The sequence below is a fragment of the Anoxybacillus sp. LAT27 genome (genome assembly GCF_022030075.1).
Classification (GTDB): Bacteria; Bacillota; Bacilli; order Bacillales; family Anoxybacillaceae; genus Anoxybacillus; species Anoxybacillus kestanbolensis.
In genome coordinates this window covers 67,995-86,074 of the sequence record NZ_JAIWYK010000424.1, presented here as the reverse complement: position 1 = coordinate 86,074, position 18,080 = coordinate 67,995, and the positions used below count along the sequence as shown (strand labels likewise).

Sequence of the window (18,080 nt, the reverse complement as noted above, 5' to 3'; positions counted from 1 at the left end):
TTTAATACCTCGGCTTTCGTTCTTTTATTTCCTCGATAAAGCTTACGTAATGTTCGTAACGATAAGAAGGAATGTCCCCCGACGCTAACGCCTCTTTCACCGCACATTTCGGCTCAGCTGTATGCGTACAACCACGGAATTTACAATCGGCACTTCTAGCTACAAACTCCGGAAAACAAAGCGGCAATTGCTCGAGTTCTATCTCATCGAATTCTAGCGCACTAAATCCTGGTGTATCTGCGACAAAGCCGCCTCCGATTTCAATGAACTCGACATGTCTTGTCGTATGTTTTCCACGTCCAAGGTGATGGGAAATGTCGCCTGTTTTTAGCTGTAAGCCTGGACGTAACGCATTGAGTAAAGACGATTTTCCGACACCAGATTGCCCAGCAAATACGGACACTTTTCCTTCCAAGTAAGGCAATAACACGTCAACTCCTGCACGCGTCTTGACAGATACTTCTAACACGTCATATCCAATTTGACGGTAGTCGCGAATATATTGTTCGATGCGCGGCTTCGTTTCATCGTCGACTAAATCCATTTTACTGACGACGATAATCGGACGAATGTTTTTTGCTTCAATGAGTACGAGAAAGCGGTCAAGTAATCCTGGGCTAAAATCCGGCTCGACGGCTGAAAACACTAAAATGGCTTGATCAATATTCGCGATCGGCGGGCGAACAAGCTCATTTTTCCGCTCAAACACGTCTAATATGTAACCTTCTCGTTCATTTTCCGCTTGAAAGGAAACGTAATCGCCGACAAGCGGCGTCACTTTTCGCTTGCGAAACACCCCACGACCACGACATTGATACACTTGCCCGTCACTTAACACGTAATAAAAGCCGCTTAACGCTTTAATAATTTTTCCTTCCGCCATAGCTTCCCTCCTTCTACGGTGTTGTTGGATATGGAACAATGCCTTCGCGCACCGTCGTGCCATTAACGACGACGCGATATTTTCCTTGTTTTCCTTGTTGAATAACAAATTCGACACGTTCTTTCACGTCATTTGTTAAACGATATCGCTTGTACGGTTGAGCGAACGAATGATTTTCGTCTTCAATATATAATTCTGCCATGACTGGTTCGTTCACATCAACAGGCGGTTCATACGGAATGTCGATGTCTTGAATTACTTTCTTTGTTTGTACCGGCTCTTTTCCGAGGGAAATGACGACCGTAACGGTTGCTCCTTTTTCTAGTTTTGCATTCGCTTGTGGCGTTTGAGAAATAACGAGCCCTTTTTCGACCGTATCGGAATATTGTTGTTTGACGATGACATACAATTGTTGATCTGCCGCGTAGTCACGTACGCTCTTTTCCGTATATCCTGTTAAATCTTTTAAAATGATTTTTTCGCGTCCAAGGCTTACCGTAAAACGCACTTCTGTTTCTTCTGGTACAACTTTTTCACCCGGAAGCGGAAATTGTTCAATAATCGTCCCTGCTGGCTCATCGCTATATACTTCTTTTTTATCGATAAGCAAATATTTTTCTGAACGCAATTGCGGTTCGACATCAGCAATTTGTTCACCCACATAATTTTTGAACGCGACTTTTTTCTTTCCAATACTTTTATAAATGGTGACAGCCGTTCCTGCTTTCACGACTTTTCCAGCTTGTGGATTCGTACGGATAACAAATCCTTCGGCGATGTCATCATGTTCTTGTTCGATCGTTTCTTCGATTTTTAAACCTAATGATGTCAGTTCCGCGATCGCATCATCATAATGTTTGTTCGTCACATCCGGTACAGCGACATCTTTCGGGAAAAATAAATCAGGAAGCCATGTGACCGCACTCACTCCAGCCCCGATGAACAACAAAAGAAACAGCGCCCATAAAGCGATCCATTTTTTTGACCTTTTTTCTTTTGGAGCGGGCACGTTTTCCCTTTTTTCTAGCGATGGAGAAGATGATTTAATAATCGGCACTACTTTTGTTTCCTCATCATCGTCTTCGATAGGGAGCGTGAATTTTGCTTCGTTTATACGTTCAGGTGAAAGAGCGGTACGAATATGTTGTCGCATATCTAACGCGCTATTGTAGCGATGCAACGGATTTTTCGCCGTTGCTTTTAGCACAATGTTTTCTACGCTTTGTGGAATATTCGGATTCCATCGTCGTACAGATGGCGTCTCCGTTTGCAAATGTTTTAACACAATCGCGACAGCCGATTCACCTGAAAAAGGTAGTTGACCGGTCAATAGTTCAAACATGACGATACCAAGTGAATAAATATCCGACTTTTCCGTTGCCATTCCGCCTTTTGCTTGTTCCGGTGATAAATAATGAACCGATCCTAACACCGAGTTCGTTTGTGTAATCGTTGTTGAACTTAACGCGACAGCGATACCGAAATCTGTAATTTTCAATGTTCCGTCTTCTGCCACTAAAATATTTTGCGGCTTAATATCACGATGAATAACACCGTTTTGATGCGCGTGAGCAATTGCTCCTGTTAGTTGATCCATCATGCGTAGCGCCTCTTGCACAGGAAGCGGGGCATGTTGTTGAATATATTGTTTTAACGTACAGCCGCGCACATATTCCATGACCATATAATAAATGCCGTCATCTTCCCCAACATCGTAAATCGTGACAATATTTTCATGATTTAAACTTGTTGCGGCTTGTGCTTCGCGGCGAAAACGTTTAATAAATAATTCATCGTTTACAAAATCTAAGCGTAACACTTTGACGGCAACGTCGCGATCTAAAATGATATCTCTAGCTAAATAAACGTTCGCCATTCCACCGCCGCCGATAAGTTGCAACAATTTATAGCGATCGTTTAATCGTTTGCCGATGAGCACGAGCGATCACCTACTTTCATCCACATCTACAAATTGTACGATCGCTAACGTAATATTATCTTCGCCGCCGTGCTCGTTTGCGACGTCGATAAGCGCTTGCGCTTTTTCCTCAAGCGAACGGTCGGACGTTAATACGTCGATCATCGTCTGTTCCGTCACTTTATTAGAAAGCCCATCAGAACAAAGGAGCAACATATCTCCTTCGTCGATCGTAACCGTTTTGACATCTAACTGAATCGTCTGTTCCGTTCCGAGCGCACGCAATAGTACATGTTTACGCGGATGGTATTCCGCATCTTCTTTTGATAGTTGTCCACTTTTCACTAATTCATTCACAAGGGAATGGTCTTCGGTCATTTGTTGAAATCCGTTTGCGTTCAATAAATAACAACGGCTATCACCGATGTGTCCAATTGTCGCAAACTGATTTGTACAAATAGCAGCAACAACGGTCGTACCCATTCCTTGACAATGCTCGTTCGTTTGCGAATGATGAAAAAGCGATTCGTTTACTTTCATGACATGTTCTTTTAACCACATTTCTGCCTGTTGCGGCGAGGTCATTTCGCCTGTTTCTTCCCAAAATTGTTTTAGTTGCGTCATCGTCATTTCACTCGCCACGTCGCCAGCGAGATGCCCCCCCATCCCGTCAGCGACAACAGCTAAATAATTGCCCGCTTGATTAATAAAAACTCCACCATTATCTTCATTATGTGACCGAATTTTCCCGACATCCGTTTGAAACACCGCCTTCATACACGCACGACACTCACAAGAGTATCGCTTCCTCCCTTCATATAGGTGTTGCTACATCTTACGCTTTCGTCTCCTCTTTTCGTTCTTTTGCGCGCAGCTGTCCGCATGCAGCATCAATATCGTGTCCTTGCTCGCGACGAATCGTAACATTAATGCCATGTTTTTTTAACGTTTTCTCAAACGCAAAAATTTGTTCACGCGGTGTACGAACGTAGTTGCGTTCAGGTACGTAGTTGACTGGAATTAAATTGACATGGCATTTCAATCCTTTAATGAGCTCCGCAAGCTCTTCTGCATGTTCAATTTGATCGTTTACACCGCCAAATAAACCGTATTCAAATGTGACGCGTCGTCCCGTTTTTTCAATGTAGTAGCGCACCGCTTCCATGAGTTCTGGCAATTTATAAGCTCGATTAATCGGCATTAGTTTTGAGCGCAATTCTGTATTTGGCGCATGAAGCGAAATCGCAAAATTAATTTGCATATTTTCATCGGCAAATTTGTAAATTTTTGGGATGATACCACTTGTCGATACAGTAATATGACGCGCGCCGATATGCAACCCTTTTGGGTGGTTGACGATTTTTAAAAACTTGATTAGCTCATCATAGTTATCGAACGGTTCGCCTATTCCCATTACAACGATGCTGCTTACACGTTCATTCGTTTCATCGAGCGCCTTTTGCACTTTGACAACTTGGGCGACAATTTCACCCGCTTGCAAATTGCGCTTTAATCCGCCTAATGTCGAAGCGCAAAACGTACACCCAATGCGACAGCCGACTTGGGTCGTGACACAAATTGAATTTCCGTAATCATGGCGCATAAGCACCGTTTCAATCGAATAACCGTCATGAAGCTCAAATAAAAATTTCATCGTTCCGTCTTTTGATGTTTGCTGTACGAGCGTTTTTAACGTTGTAATGACAAAATGTTCAGCTAACCGCTCGCGCAATGCTTTCGGAATATTCGTCATGTCTTCAAATGACGTCACCCGTTTTTTATATAGCCATTCAAAAATTTGTGTGGCGCGAAACGGCTTTTCCCCTTGCTGTTCCACCCAACTTTGTAAATCTTCTAAACGCATCGAGTAAATGGATGGTTTCATATGATGTCACCTTTCTTTTTCAATGTTGCGATAAAAAATCCGTCGCTATATACGTGATGAGGAAGCAATTGCAACATGCCGCGATCTACATATGACGCAACAGACGATGGTAGACGTGAAGCAAGTGTTTCGTCGCGATCATATTCGGGATGTTCAGCTAAAAACTGGGCGATGACTTGTTCATTTTCTTCGCGATCAACGGTACATGTGCTATATACAAGCGTTCCGCCACGTTTTAAAAGCGGGGCAACCGCTCGTAAAATATTGAGTTGAACGTTCGTAAGTTGTGTAATATCTTTTTCATTTTTCGCATATTTAATTTCCGGTTTGCGACGAATGACACCAAGCCCTGAACACGGGGCATCAACTAATATGCGATCGAACGTTTCAGTGGCAAATTGCGTATGCGCTTGACGGCTATCGAGCTGTTTCGCTTCTATATTCGACAAGCCGAGTCGCTTCGCCTGCTGTTCAATCAGTTTTACTTTATGATCGTGAATATCTAACGCGACAACGCGCCCGCGATTGTTCATACGCTCTGCGATATGCGTCGTTTTTCCGCCTGGAGCCGCACAACAGTCTAACACGACATCTGTTTCGTTTGGAGAAAGGGCATAAGCGACAAGCATCGAACTTTCATCTTGAATCGTTATAAGCCCTTCGCGAAACACGCTCGTTTTAGCGGCATTTCCTTTTGTTATTTTAATGCCAATCGGAACGATGGAAGAAGGGATAGCTTCTATTCCCTCTTCTTTTAGGCGATCGATAACTTCTTCAACGGTTGCGCGCATCACGTTTACTCGCGCTGTTTGTTCTGGTGGAAAGTTGTTTGCTTCGCACATCCGTTTCGTTTCATCGAAGCCAAACTGTTCGATCCATCGGCGCACAAGCCATACGGGATGACTTGTCGCGATGGCTAACCGTTCGCTCTCATCTTTTATGTTGTCCAAGGAGCGCAATCCTTGCCGTTGAACGGAACGTAATATGCCGTTGACGAGCGAAGCGATGCCGCGATGACCACGACGCTTGGCGATTTCGACTGCTTCAAATAACACCGCCCGATCAGGGATTCGATCTAAATATACCATTTGATAAAGCGACATGCGAAGTAGTAGGCGCACCCACGGCTCGATTTTTCCTTTGATAAACGGCTGTAAATAGTAATCAAGCGTATCGCGTCGCTGAATCGTGCCGTATACTAATTCTGTTAAAAGGGCAACGTCTTGGGCGGATAATTCGTTCGTTTCGATCACATGATGTAATGATAAATTGCTATATGCTCGTTTTTTTTCAATGTCAATTAGCACATCTAATGCTACATTTCGCACGTTACTCATTCGTTCCTCCTAATACTGTCCCGATGGAAATCGTCGTGCCGCGCAAAAAGTCAGTTGCGCTCATTTTCCGTTTCCCCGCTGGTTGTAGTTCCGTAATTTTAATTGCCGTTTCATTCCCTGTCGCAACGATGATGCCATCTTGCTCAACGGCGACAATGGTACCTGGTTTCGCTTGTGAAGAAGCGGGTACTTTTTCTCCCCACCAAATTTTCCACCGTTCCTCACCATACATCGTATAGGCAACAGGCCACGGATTCATGCCGCGAATATGGTTGTAAATGTCTTCCCCTGTTTTTGTCCAATCAATTCGCTCTTGTTCAGGTTTAATGTTATATGCAAATGTCGCTTGTTCATCATTTTGTTTGATTGGTGTAATGTCGCCTCGAAGCAGTTTTGGGAGCGTCTCAGAAAGTAGTCGTGCTCCTGCTTGGCTTAGTTTGTCGTGCAATGTTCCGACGGTATCGCGCTCATCGATTGGCACTTCCACTTGCGTTAATATATCGCCTGCATCTAGTTTTTCAACCATATACATAATGGTAATACCTGTTTTTTCTTTTCCTTGTAAAATGGCGTAATGAATCGGTGCCCCTCCACGCAACTCAGGCAAAAGCGAGGCATGCACGTTAATACAACCGTACGTTGGTGCGTCAAGGAGCGGTTTCGGTAAAATTTGTCCAAATGCAGCGGTCACAATTAAATCAGGCTGTAGAGCGATGACTTGCTCGTATTGTTCTTTCTCGCGAATTTTCGTCGGTTGGAGTACCGGAATGCCGTACGATTCCGCTGTCACTTTGACAGGTGGTGGCGTCAATTGTTGTTTTCGCCCTTTCGGTTTATCTGGCTGCGTAACGACGCCGACGACGTTATATCCGTCTTTGATCAACTGTTCCAAAACCGGAACAGCAAAATCAGGTGTTCCCATAAACACAATCTTCATTGTTCGAACTCCCCTTCTTCATAATAGCGAATCACTTTTGACGTAAATAATATGCCATGTAAATGGTCAATCTCATGTTGTAAGGCACGCGCTAAAAAGCCGGTCGCTTCGATTTCAAACGGGCGACCGCGACGATTTTGCGCACGTACTTTCACGTATTGAAAACGTTTTACTTCCCCAAACAGTCCCGGAAAACTTAAACAGCCTTCGGGACCGATTTGCTCGCCGTTTTTGGCAACGATGATTGGATTAATTAATTCAATGCGCCCATGGCGATCGCCAATATCGACAATGGCAATTTGTTGATCGACACCAATTTGCGGAGCAGCTAATCCAACTCCATCGGCCGCAAGCATCGTATCGTACATATCATTTAATAACTTGATTAGCTTTCGGTCAAATACGGTGACTGGTTGACAAACCGTTTCTAAAATGGGTGCAGGATATGTCACAATCGGTAAAATGGCCAAAATGGTTCCTCCCTTATTTACATCATCATATATGGATTTAAATCGATCGTAATCGTCACATCGCCGCGCGCCATGTCGCGCTGATAATGTTCGACAATCGCACGAAGCGCTGTCGTTAAGTTCGTTTCCCGCTTGTATTTTATCATGCATTGGTAACGATATCTATCGTTCATGCGTGCAATTGGCGAAGCAACAGGTCCTAACACGACCGCTTCAGCTGACAAATGTTTTTTCACATGTGCAGCGATTTTTTCAGCGATGCTTATTCCTTTCAGCGCATCGACATGGGATACGGTAATGAGCGTTAAATAGTAAAACGGTGGATATCCATGTTTTTTTCTGTTCATCATTTCGCGCTCATAAAATGCTTCGAAGTGATGATCGGCTGCTAGTTGAATGCTGTAATGTTCGGGCGTATACGTTTGAATCACGACTTCCCCCGGCAAATGATGCCGCCCCGCTCGGCCACTCACTTGCGTCAACAGTTGAAACGTTTTTTCGGCCGCCCGAAAGTCAGGGACATGAAGCATCGTGTCTGCCGCTAATACGCCAACTAATGTGACGTTCGGAAAATCAAGCCCTTTCGCTATCATTTGCGTGCCGAGTAAAATGTCCGCTTTTCCGTCGCCAAACTCGTTTAACAGCCGTTCATGTGCTCCTTTTCGGCTCGTTGTATCGACATCCATGCGAATGACGCGAGCATGAGGGAGAAGTTTAGTTAATTCTTCTTCCACCTTTTGTGTTCCTGTTCCGAAAAAACGAATATGTTCGCTTTGACAAGCAGGACAATGGGCAGACATGCGCTGTTCGTATCCACAATAATGGCATTTCAGTTGCTGCTGCACGCGATGATACGTAAGCGAAATATCGCAATGTGGACATTGAATGACGTGACCGCAATCGCGACACATGACAAAAGATGAATAACCACGACGATTTAAAAACAAAACAGACTGCTCCCCTTTTTGTAGCCGCTCCGTTAATTTTTCATATAAAAGACGAGAAAACATGGAACGGTTTCCTGCGCGCAGTTCTTCACGCATATCGACAATCTCAACAGGTGGGAGCGCATGGTCATTCATTCGTTTCGTTAACGTCACTTGCTTATATACCCCTTTTTTCGCACGCGCAAACGATTCAAGTGATGGCGTAGCGCTGCCGAGCACAACCGGACAACGATGGTAACGACCGCGAAAAATAGCCACATCGCGCGCATGATAGCGAGGCGATTCTTCTTGTTTGTAGCTCGTTTCATGTTCTTCATCAATAATGATGATGCCGATGTTTTCAAACGGGGCGAAAATGGCAGAGCGAGCGCCAACGACAAGTTTCACTTCTTTTCGTTGAATTTTCCGCCATTCATCATACTTTTCTCCGAGTGATAATCCACTATGAAGAACGGCTACTTTGGAGCCGAATCGCTCTTTAAACCGTCTGACCATTTGAGGCGTAAGCGAAATTTCAGGGACGAGTACAATCGCCTCTTTCCCTTTTTTTAAAACGAGATCGATCGCTTGCATATACACTTCCGTTTTTCCGCTCCCGGTAACACCGTACATTAAAAAAACATCGTGTACGTTTTGTTCAATGGCTTGTCCGATCGCTTGTAACGCTTGATGTTGTTCATCTGTTAAGACGAATGGTTTTGTTTTTGAAAATGAGCGATTGGCGTACGGATCACGATATATTTCTTTCTCTTTCACAGCGACAAGTTGTTTTTTAATGAGCGTTTGAACAGTTGCCCATGTGCTATTTGTTTCGCTCAACAACTGTTTTAAAGGTAAAGCCCGTGCTGTCAACAAATGTTCGAGCACTTGCTTTTGTTTCATTGCGCGCGTTGAAAGTGATGCAAGTGCATGGGTGACGTGTTCGTCATTTGCACATAATTCGACCCATTTTTCTGTTTTTATTTTTCCTTTTTCTTCAACTCGATAAACGACTTCAATATGACCTTTTGCAATTTCTTTTTGCAATAGGCGCACATATGGCGTTTGTTCAACCTCGCTCCATGGAATGGTGAGACGGTCACGAAACAGCGCGCGCACGTTTTCGTGGACGAGCGGCATATGTTGTTCGATGAGTCGAATATCTTTCTCATATTTCGCTTTCATCGCAGCAGGTAACATCGCTTGAAAGGCAGATACCATAAAACAAAGTGTCGTTTCGGTTAGCCACCTCCCTAATTGAAGTAATTCCTCGTTTAATACAGGAACGACATCAAGAAGGGAATGGATTGGCTTTAGTTGCTCGATGGGCATATCGGTCGTTTCTTTTACTTCGATGACAAATCCTTGTAAAAGTCTATTGCCAAATGGCACGACGACGCGCATGCCTGGTTGTACGATATCGACAAACTTAGGCGGGATGATATAATCAAACGGGCGATCCGTTTGACTAGCTGGAATATCAACAATGACAGAAGCAATGGTCATACGCGTCCCTCAATTTCACGATGAACTTCACGTAAAATTTCTTTTGCCACTTCCGATTTTGGTAAAAGCGGAAGGCTTTTCACTGTTCCGTCTCGTTTAAACAGCGTCACAATGTTTGTATCCGTCCCAAATCCCGCCCCTTCTTGAACGACGTTATTGGCAACGATCATATCCGCATTTTTGCGTGTCAGCTTATCTTTGGCATATCGTTCAACATCGTTCGTCTCTGCCGCAAAACCGACTAAAAATTGATGTGTTTTTTGTTCACCGAGCGTTTGTAAAATGTCGATCGTTCGTTCTAAAACGACCGTATAGTCCCCTTGTTGCTTTTTTATTTTATTATCAGCAACATATTTCGGACGATAATCCGCCACCGCTGCTGTTTTAATGACGATGTCACTATCATGGAAATGGTTCATCACTTCTTCGTACATGTGTTGCGCACTTTCAACGCGAATCATTTGTACACCCGAAGGGCTAGGAAGCGCCGTCGGACCAGAAATAAGAACGACATCCGCTCCAAAATCACGTGCGGCTTCTGCAAGTGCATAGCCCATTTTTCCGGTTGAATGATTGCTGAAAAAGCGAACAGGGTCAAGTTTTTCACGCGTTGGACCAGCGGTTACTAACACTTTTTTTCCTTTTAATATGTGATTTGTTGCAAAATGTTGTTCAAGCAACATAACGATCGTTTCTGGTTCTTCTAATCGTCCTTTTCCAACATAACCGCACGCAAGCATCCCTTCGGCTGGTTCAATGAAGCGATAACCGAACGACTGCAACGTGCGCATATTTTGTTGGACGGCTGGGTGTTCGTACATATGGACGTTCATCGCTGGTGCAATCCACACCGGTGCTTTTGTCGCAAGCAAAATCGTTGTCACCATATTGTCAGCTAAACCATGCGCAAGCTTTGCGATCGTGTTTGCAGTCGCAGGGGCAACGAGTACGACATGTGCCCAATCAGCTAAATCAATGTGTGCGATGACGTGCGGCTTTTTTTCATCAAATGTATCGACGTACACCTCATTTTTTGATAACGCTTGAAACGTAAGCGGTGTGACGAACTGACAAGCAGCTTCCGTCATAACGACTTTAACGTTCGCCCCCGCTTGCACAAGTTTACTTGTGAGCGCTGCAGCTTTATATACAGCAATGCCACCTGTAACACATAATAAAATGTTTTTTTGCTGAAGCATCAGCGTTGCCCCTTTCGTTTTGATATTTGTAAAAAAATAACAACCTAAAACTAGGTTGTCGTAAGTAGGTTATTGCGTTGCTTCTTTTTCGCTAACGACTTCAATATGACCCGCCGCAATTTCTTCTAACGCTTTGCCGACAAATTTTTTCGACACAGGTTTTTCGATTGTTAAATCGTTTTTGACTTGCAATTGACGGGCGCGTTTCGCCGCCACGGTCACAAGCGTATATTTTGAATCTAATTTTGTCATAAGTAAATCAATGGAAGGATACAACATATTACTCAACCTCCAACATCTTTTTATATCGTTGTGCGACGCGTTCACGCCGGCAATGCTCTGCCATCACAATCGCTTTAATGCGTTCACACGCAAGCTCAACTTGGTCGTTTTCGACGACGTAATCGTACGCATCCATCATTTCTAGCTCTTCTTTTGCCGCCTTTAACCGATCGCGAATGAGTTCTTCGGATTCAGTTCCGCGCATTTCGATTCGTTTTCGCAATTCGCTTAAACTTGGCGGGGCTAAGAAAATAAAGAGCGCCTCTGGGAACACTTTGCGAACTTGCATCGCTCCTTGCACTTCAATTTCTAAAAAGACGTCTTTTCCTTCTTGCAACGTTTTTTCCACGTACGCAATTGGCGTACCGTAGTAATTCCCAACATATTCCGCCCATTCTAACAGCTCATTTTCACGAATCATTTGTTCAAACTGTTCTCGCGTTTTGAAAAAGTAATCAACGCCATCCACTTCACCTTCGCGCGGTTTGCGCGTTGTGACGGAAATGGAATATTGTAATTGAATGTCTGGCTGTGAAAATAAAGCTTTACGCACCGTCCCTTTTCCGACACCGGACGGCCCTGATAAAACGATTAATAAACCTCGCTCTTTCACGTTGATCCCTACCCTTCTGTAATAAACAAACTACTCCACATTTTGCACTTGTTCTTTAATTTTTTCAAGGGCGCTTTTCATGTTAACAACTTCCGAAGCAATGTGGCTATCGTTTGCTTTAGCACCGATCGTATTCGTTTCGCGATGGAGCTCTTGAACGAGAAAGTCGAGCTTTCGTCCGACAGATCCTCCTTCGGAAACAATGCGACGGAATTGCTCGATATGGCTATATATGCGTTTTAATTCTTCATTAATGTCGACTTTTTCTGCAAATAAAGCGACTTCTGTTAATAGCCGTTGTTCGTCGACGATACCTTGTACAAACTCGTGCACTCGCTTATGTATGCGATCGCGGTAAGAGGCAACGACCGTTGGCGCAAGTTGTTCAATGCGACGTGCACTTTTTTCAATCGTCTCCAGTTGCGTCAGCATATCTGCTAATAGCGCTTTTCCTTCTTGTTCGCGCATATATTTTAGTTGCTCAACCGCTTCTTTTGTCGCTCCTAAAAGTAAAGAAAGAAGCGCATCGTTCTGCACAGGCTGTTCTGTCATTTCAACCGCATCGGATAGCATGTGCACAACATCCCGAAGCGATATATCATCAGCAAAATGAAATCGACTGCGCATCTCATGCAGCATGCGATAATACGCATCTACAAGCTGCCAGTCAACGTGTAGCGTTCGTTCAACGAGCTGTTCTCCTTCAATCGTTACAAACACCTCAACACGTCCACGTGCAATATGTTCAGTAATCACTCTTTTTATTTTATCTTCAAACATCATCCACTGTCTAGGCATGCGGATCGAAATTTCACAAAAACGGTGATTAACAGATTTCATTTCTACCGTAATGCGTACGTTTTCGCCTTCTTTTTTTCCTCGACCAAATCCTGTCATACTCATGATCATGTTCTCACATCCATTGCTACGTTGTCGACAATAAAAGAAGGTAACAGATTCGCTCCATTACCCTCTTTCATTATAACATATATCACTATATAGCGAAAACATTTCATGAACGGCGACGCGCAAATAGCGAACCTGCCAGTAAAAACGTCGGAATAGCCGATAAGCCAACAATCAACAACCAATCCGTAAGCGGAAGCGAAACGGTATGGAAAATTGGTTGTAGCGGCGGATAATAAATGACGACAAGCAACAGTAGAAGCGACGACAAAACCGCAAGCACTAAATACATATTTTCAAACGGATTGCGGTCAAACACCGATCGTTCGCTTCGACAATCAAAAACGTGAATGAGTTGAGCGAGCACGAGCGTTGCGAAGGCGACCGTCTGCGCATACGTCAAGTTTTCTGGGTGGCGCGTATGCACGACGAGAAAAGCGATAAGCGTCACTATGCCGATTAAAAACCCGCGGCTAACGATTTTCCAACCGAGCCCGCGCGCAAACACCCCTTCTTTCGGATGGCGTGGGGGCCGTCTCATGACGTTTTCTTCTGCAGGGTCTAATCCGAGCGCCATGGCAGGCAATCCATCTGTCACAAGATTGACCCATAAAATTTGAATCGGTACAAGCGGGAGTGGCAGAGCTAAAATCATCGCAAATAACATGACTAAAATTTCTCCGACGTTTGATGCAAGCAAATAGCGAATAAATTTACGAATGTTTTCGTAAATGTTTCGCCCTTCTTCAATGGCAGCTTTAATGGTCGCAAAGTTATCGTCTAACAAAACGAGGGAAGCCGCTTCTTTTGAGACGTCCGTTCCTGTGATCCCCATCGCAATGCCAATGTTTGCTGTTTTAATAGCCGGGGCATCGTTGACGCCATCGCCTGTCATTGCGACAATATGCCCTCTTTTTTGCAACGCTTGTACGATTTTTAGTTTATGTTCTGGCGATACGCGCGCAAAAACATACACATCCTCTACAACGTCTTCTAACTCATCGACAGTGAGTTGCGATAACGTCTTTCCGTCCATCACTTTTCCATTTGATGGCAACATGTGTAGTTGCTGAGCAATCGCTTTTGCTGTTAATACGTGATCTCCTGTAATCATCACCGTTTTAATGCCTGCTTTTTTACATTCGGCTATCGCTTGTTTCACTTCTTTTCGCGGCGGGTCGATCATCCCTTGTAAACCGACGAACGTTAAGTCGCTTTCTGCTTTCGTTTCATCGTTGATCACTTCGGCGAATGAAAGCGGACGATACGCGATCGCAATCGTTCGAAGCGCTTGTGAGGCGAGCATATTGACCGTTTGTTGCACCGTTTTTCGTTCTTGGTCGCGAAGCGGTTTGGCTTGACCGTTCATGTATAGGAAACGGCATCGTTCGAGCAACATATCTGGTGCTCCTTTTGTCACGATAAAGCGCCGATTCGAACGATCTTTCACGATGACGGTCATCATTTTGCGCGTCGAATCAAACGGAAATTCATGTTCAATCGTAAACTCATTAGCGATTTTGTCTTTCGTCCATCCTGCTTTCGCCGCAGCTACAACGAGTGCCCCTTCGGTCGGGTCACCGTCAATCATATACGTTTTCCCTTTTTTCTTCAGCTCAGCATGATTGCACAACGCCCCGAACAGTAGCAGTTGTTGCAACGATGTGTCTATTTTTTCTTGTTTACCGTTTAACAAAAACGTTCCTTTTGGTTCATAGCCCGTCCCGCTGACTGTCCATAAGCGATGATTCACCCATACGTGTGTGACGGTCATTTGATTTTCTGTCATCGTTCCTGTTTTATCAGAACAAATGACGGACGCGCACCCGAGCGTTTCAACGGCCGGAAGTTTGCGCACGATGGCGTTTCGTTTCATCATTCGCTGCACACCGAGCGCTAATACGACGGTGACAATAGCTGGTAATCCTTCAGGAATCGCCGCAACCGCAAGCGACACGCCTGCCAAAAACATGTCATACAGTTCATGTCCTTGCCATACACCAAGCACGACAACGAGCGCTGTGAGCGCTAAAGCGATGACAATTAAAATTTTGCCGAGCTGTTCAAGCTTTCGCTGCAACGGTGTTGTCATCGTTGGTGCAGACTGCAATAGATGGGCGATTTGTCCCATCGCTGTATTCATCCCTGTCGCTACGACAATACCTGCACCGCTTCCTTTCGTCACGAGCGTGCCCATAAACGCCATATTCGTCCGATCACCTAACGAAACGTCTTGGGGAAGTGGCGCTGTTTGTTTTTCAACCGGAAGCGACTCCCCTGTCAAAGACGATTCTTCAATATATAGTCCCTTCGCTTCAATAAGGCGTACGTCAGCCCCGATACGATCACCGCTTGCGAATTTCACAATATCACCAACGACAAGGTCGGCGGACGGCACTTTCATCCATTGACCGTCACGTAAAACGAGCGATTCTGGGGCAGATAGTTTTGTTAACGCCTCAAGCGACTTTTCCGCTCGCCGCTCCTGTATAAATCCTAGGCATGCGTTAATGATCACAATCGCTACGATGGCGATCGCATCGATGTATTCCCCTAATACGGCAGAAATCGCCGTTGCCGCCAATAAAACGAGCACCATAAAGTCTTGAAACTGTCCGATAAATTGTTTGAACGCAGACGGCTTTTTTTCTTCTGACAGCTCATTTTTTCCAAATTGTTTTAATCGTTTTTTCGCTTCTTTTTCCGTTAATCCGAAACCGATTGTTGTGTTTACTTGTTGTTCGACTTGTTCAACACGCAGTCCGTGCCAGCTCATTTCTTTCCCCCTTCCGCTTATCTTATCTATGACAGCTTATTCAGGCATGTACAAAAAAATGATATGGTATAATCAAAAGAAAAAAGAGAAAGGTGTTTTTTATGTCGTTTGACGGAGTATTTACATATGCGATGACAAAAGAATTACAGCGCACGATTGTCGGGGGGCGCATTTCAAAAATTTATCAACCCTCTTCATATGAATTAGTATTTCATGTTCGCTCGCACGGATGTAACTATAAATTGTTATTATGTGCACATCCGACTTACGCCCGTATTCATTTAACAAATGAGACGTACGATAACCCGTCTGAACCACCGATGTTTTGCATGCTTTTGCGTAAACATATGGAAGGGGGCATCATCGAGGCGATTACGCAAGTCGATTTTGATCGCATCATCATCATTCACGTGAAAGCAAGAAATGAGCTTGGTGATGTATGTACGAAGCAACTCATTATTGAAATGATGGGCCGCCACAGCAACATCATTCTCGTCGATGAACAGACGAATACAATTATCGATAGCGTCAAACATCTCTCGCCTGCTGTGAACCGCTATCGAACGGTGCTGCCGGGGGCGCCTTACATTTCGCCGCCATCACACAACAAACTGAATCCGCTTGATGCGACGGAAGAAACGGTGTTAAAAAAAATCGATTTTCTCGCTGGAAAATTAGCCGATCAACTCGTGGCGACATTTATGGGCATTTCTCCGCTGTTTGCTCGCGAAGCTGTTCATCGGGCAGGGCTCGCCAATCGGACGACGCTACCGAAAAGTTTTATATCGCTTATCGAAAACGTACGAAACGGGAATTTTACTCCGTGTATATATACGACAGGGGAAAAAGAAATATTTTACGCGTTGCCACTCACTCATATTGAAGGCGAAATGAAACCGTTTGACACATTAAGCGAGATGCTTGACCGTTTTTATTTCGGCAAAGCGGAACGCGACCGTGTCAAACAACAAGCGCACGATTTAGAGCGATTTGTCGCGAATGAAAAAGCGAAAAATGAGAAAAAGCTCATGAAGTTACAACAAACGTTAGAAGAAGCAAAACAAGCGGAGCGATATCGGCTGTACGGCGAATTGTTGACGGCAAATCTTTACGCGGTTGAACGCGGAATGAAAGAAGTGGAAGTTGTTAACTATTACGACGAAAATGGTGCAACGGTCACGATTCCACTTGATGAACAAAAAACGCCATCGGAAAACGCGCAAAGCTATTTTCAAAAGTATCAAAAAGCGAAAAACTCGCTTGCGATCGTCCAAGAGCAAATCGAACGCACAAAAGAAGAAATCGTCTACTTCGAAACGCTTTTACAACAGCTCGAAACCGCCTCACCAAAAGACATTGACGATATTCGCGACGAATTAATCGAACAAGGCTATTTGCGCGCCAAGGCGACAAAACAGAAAAAACAAAAGCCGCGCACGATTGACCTTGAACGCTACATCTCAAGCGATGGCACGGAAATTTTCGTCGGCAAAAACAATAAACAAAACGACTATTTAACGAACAAATTCGCAAGCAAAGACGACATTTGGCTTCATACGAAAGACATCCCTGGCTCCCACGTCGTCATTAAAAGCAAGCAACCATCCGAACAGACGATCATCGAAGCTGCCCATTTAGCCGCCTACTTTAGTAAAGCGCGCCACTCCAGCTCCGTTCCGGTCGACTACACGTGCGTCCGCTACGTTAAAAAACCGAGCGGTGCCAAACCTGGTTTCGTCATTTACGAAAACCAACAAACGATTTACGTCACGCCGGATGAGGAGTTGGTCGTGAGGATGAAAAAACCCGTCTAAGTAGGCGGGTTTTTCACACTTATCAAAATATTTTGTCTTTTTTTATTCTCTCTTTTCGTCGAATCATGATATAATGGGAGCGAAAAAAAGGAGGTGAGCATGATGGAACAGTTGTTGCAACGCATTTTTGATGAGCTGGCATTTTTACGTGCAAACATGGCAACAAAAGAAGACGTCGCTATGTTGAAAGATGACATTCGCGTATTAGAAAACCGCGTGAGTCATATCGAACAGACGATGGCTACAAAAGAGGATGTCGCAAGCATCGAGCAGCGTATGGCTACAAAAGAGGATGTTGTATCTCTGCAAAGCGGTATGCGTGCGCTTGAACATCGGGTGGAGCGAATTGAACAGACAATGGCCACAAAAGACGATGTAGCGCTCGTGCCAGCAATTCGGGAAATGGTTGGACAATTAATGGAACGAATGACGGTTGTTGAGTTGCATGTTCAAGAAATTCCTGCTATGAAACAGCAAATTGAACAATTGTCGCAACAAATGGAAGAAGGATTTGAAAAAATGGCGCATCAAGAAACGATTCTACAAGCATTATCACTCCGTTCGATTCAACAAGCAAACGATATCCACTATTTAAAAACAAACGTCATTCCCACGAAATAAATATAAC

At 44.3% G+C, this 18,080-nt stretch carries 15 protein-coding genes; 2 read left to right on the top strand and 13 right to left on the bottom strand.

What is annotated here, in order from left to right:
• Nucleotide 1: 1 nt before the first annotated feature.
• The 13 genes from rsgA to LD028_RS12640 all read right to left on the bottom strand — a co-directional run bounded on the left by rsgA (nucleotide 2) and on the right by LD028_RS12640 (nucleotide 15,638).
• Nucleotides 2-883, bottom strand: a complete 882-nt coding sequence (gene rsgA / locus LD028_RS12700) for a ribosome small subunit-dependent GTPase A (protein ID WP_064220613.1) — start codon at nucleotides 881-883, stop codon at nucleotides 2-4.
• Between the two features lie 13 nt (nucleotides 884-896).
• Nucleotides 897-2,822, bottom strand: coding sequence for a Stk1 family PASTA domain-containing Ser/Thr kinase (gene pknB, locus LD028_RS12695; RefSeq protein WP_237812032.1), 1,926 nt, complete (start codon nucleotides 2,820-2,822; stop codon nucleotides 897-899).
• Nucleotides 2,823-2,828: 6 nt separating this feature from the next.
• On the bottom strand, nucleotides 2,829-3,578 hold the full coding sequence (locus LD028_RS12690) for a Stp1/IreP family PP2C-type Ser/Thr phosphatase (RefSeq protein ID WP_237812031.1): 750 nt from the start codon (nucleotides 3,576-3,578) through the stop codon (nucleotides 2,829-2,831).
• A 58-nt stretch (nucleotides 3,579-3,636) separates the two neighbouring features.
• Nucleotides 3,637-4,686, bottom strand: a complete 1,050-nt coding sequence (gene rlmN, locus LD028_RS12685; protein ID WP_064220615.1) for a dual-specificity RNA methyltransferase RlmN — start codon at nucleotides 4,684-4,686, stop codon at nucleotides 3,637-3,639.
• A complete protein-coding gene (gene rsmB / locus LD028_RS12680; RefSeq protein ID WP_237812030.1) occupies nucleotides 4,683-6,023 on the bottom strand; it encodes a 16S rRNA (cytosine(967)-C(5))-methyltransferase RsmB in 1,341 nt (446 codons plus the stop codon). The genes rlmN and rsmB overlap by 4 nt, the downstream gene beginning before the upstream one ends.
• A complete protein-coding gene (gene fmt, locus LD028_RS12675; protein ID WP_237812029.1) occupies nucleotides 6,016-6,960 on the bottom strand; it encodes a methionyl-tRNA formyltransferase in 945 nt (314 codons plus the stop codon). The genes rsmB and fmt overlap by 8 nt, the downstream gene beginning before the upstream one ends.
• Nucleotides 6,957-7,430 (bottom strand): peptide deformylase, encoded by a 474-nt coding sequence (gene def, locus LD028_RS12670; RefSeq protein WP_237812028.1) that lies wholly within the window; start codon nucleotides 7,428-7,430, stop codon nucleotides 6,957-6,959. Before def ends, fmt begins: the two co-directional genes overlap by 4 nt.
• Before the next feature lie 17 nt (nucleotides 7,431-7,447).
• Nucleotides 7,448-9,862 (bottom strand): primosomal protein N', encoded by a 2,415-nt coding sequence (gene priA / locus LD028_RS12665; RefSeq protein ID WP_237812027.1) that lies wholly within the window; start codon nucleotides 9,860-9,862, stop codon nucleotides 7,448-7,450.
• Nucleotides 9,859-11,061 (bottom strand): bifunctional phosphopantothenoylcysteine decarboxylase/phosphopantothenate--cysteine ligase CoaBC, encoded by a 1,203-nt coding sequence (gene coaBC, locus LD028_RS12660; protein ID WP_237812026.1) that lies wholly within the window; start codon nucleotides 11,059-11,061, stop codon nucleotides 9,859-9,861. The genes priA and coaBC overlap by 4 nt, the downstream gene beginning before the upstream one ends.
• A 69-nt stretch (nucleotides 11,062-11,130) precedes the next feature.
• On the bottom strand, nucleotides 11,131-11,340 hold the full coding sequence (gene rpoZ / locus LD028_RS12655) for a DNA-directed RNA polymerase subunit omega (RefSeq protein ID WP_237812025.1): 210 nt from the start codon (nucleotides 11,338-11,340) through the stop codon (nucleotides 11,131-11,133).
• Between the two features lies 1 nt (nucleotide 11,341).
• Nucleotides 11,342-11,956 carry a guanylate kinase gene (gene gmk, locus LD028_RS12650; RefSeq protein ID WP_006323143.1) on the bottom strand — a complete coding sequence of 205 codons (615 nt, stop codon included), beginning with the start codon at nucleotides 11,954-11,956 and terminating at the stop codon, nucleotides 11,342-11,344.
• Between the two features lie 30 nt (nucleotides 11,957-11,986).
• Complete coding sequence (locus LD028_RS12645; protein WP_237812024.1) at nucleotides 11,987-12,865, bottom strand: YicC/YloC family endoribonuclease; 879 nt, start codon at nucleotides 12,863-12,865, stop codon at nucleotides 11,987-11,989.
• A 103-nt stretch (nucleotides 12,866-12,968) separates the two neighbouring features.
• The gene (locus LD028_RS12640) at nucleotides 12,969-15,638 is read right to left on the bottom strand and encodes a calcium-transporting P-type ATPase, PMR1-type (RefSeq protein ID WP_237812023.1); all 2,670 of its coding nucleotides are present in this window, start codon (nucleotides 15,636-15,638) and stop codon (nucleotides 12,969-12,971) included.
• Between the two features lie 101 nt (nucleotides 15,639-15,739).
• Here LD028_RS12640 and LD028_RS12635 point away from each other — a divergent pair, with 101 nt between their 5' ends.
• Both LD028_RS12635 and LD028_RS12630 read left to right on the top strand, forming a co-directional pair.
• Nucleotides 15,740-17,452 (top strand): Rqc2 family fibronectin-binding protein, encoded by a 1,713-nt coding sequence (locus LD028_RS12635; RefSeq protein ID WP_237812022.1) that lies wholly within the window; start codon nucleotides 15,740-15,742, stop codon nucleotides 17,450-17,452.
• 102 nt (nucleotides 17,453-17,554) lie between these two features.
• Nucleotides 17,555-18,073, top strand: a complete 519-nt coding sequence (locus tag LD028_RS12630; protein ID WP_237812021.1) for a hypothetical protein — start codon at nucleotides 17,555-17,557, stop codon at nucleotides 18,071-18,073.
• Nucleotides 18,074-18,080 lie beyond the last annotated feature (7 nt).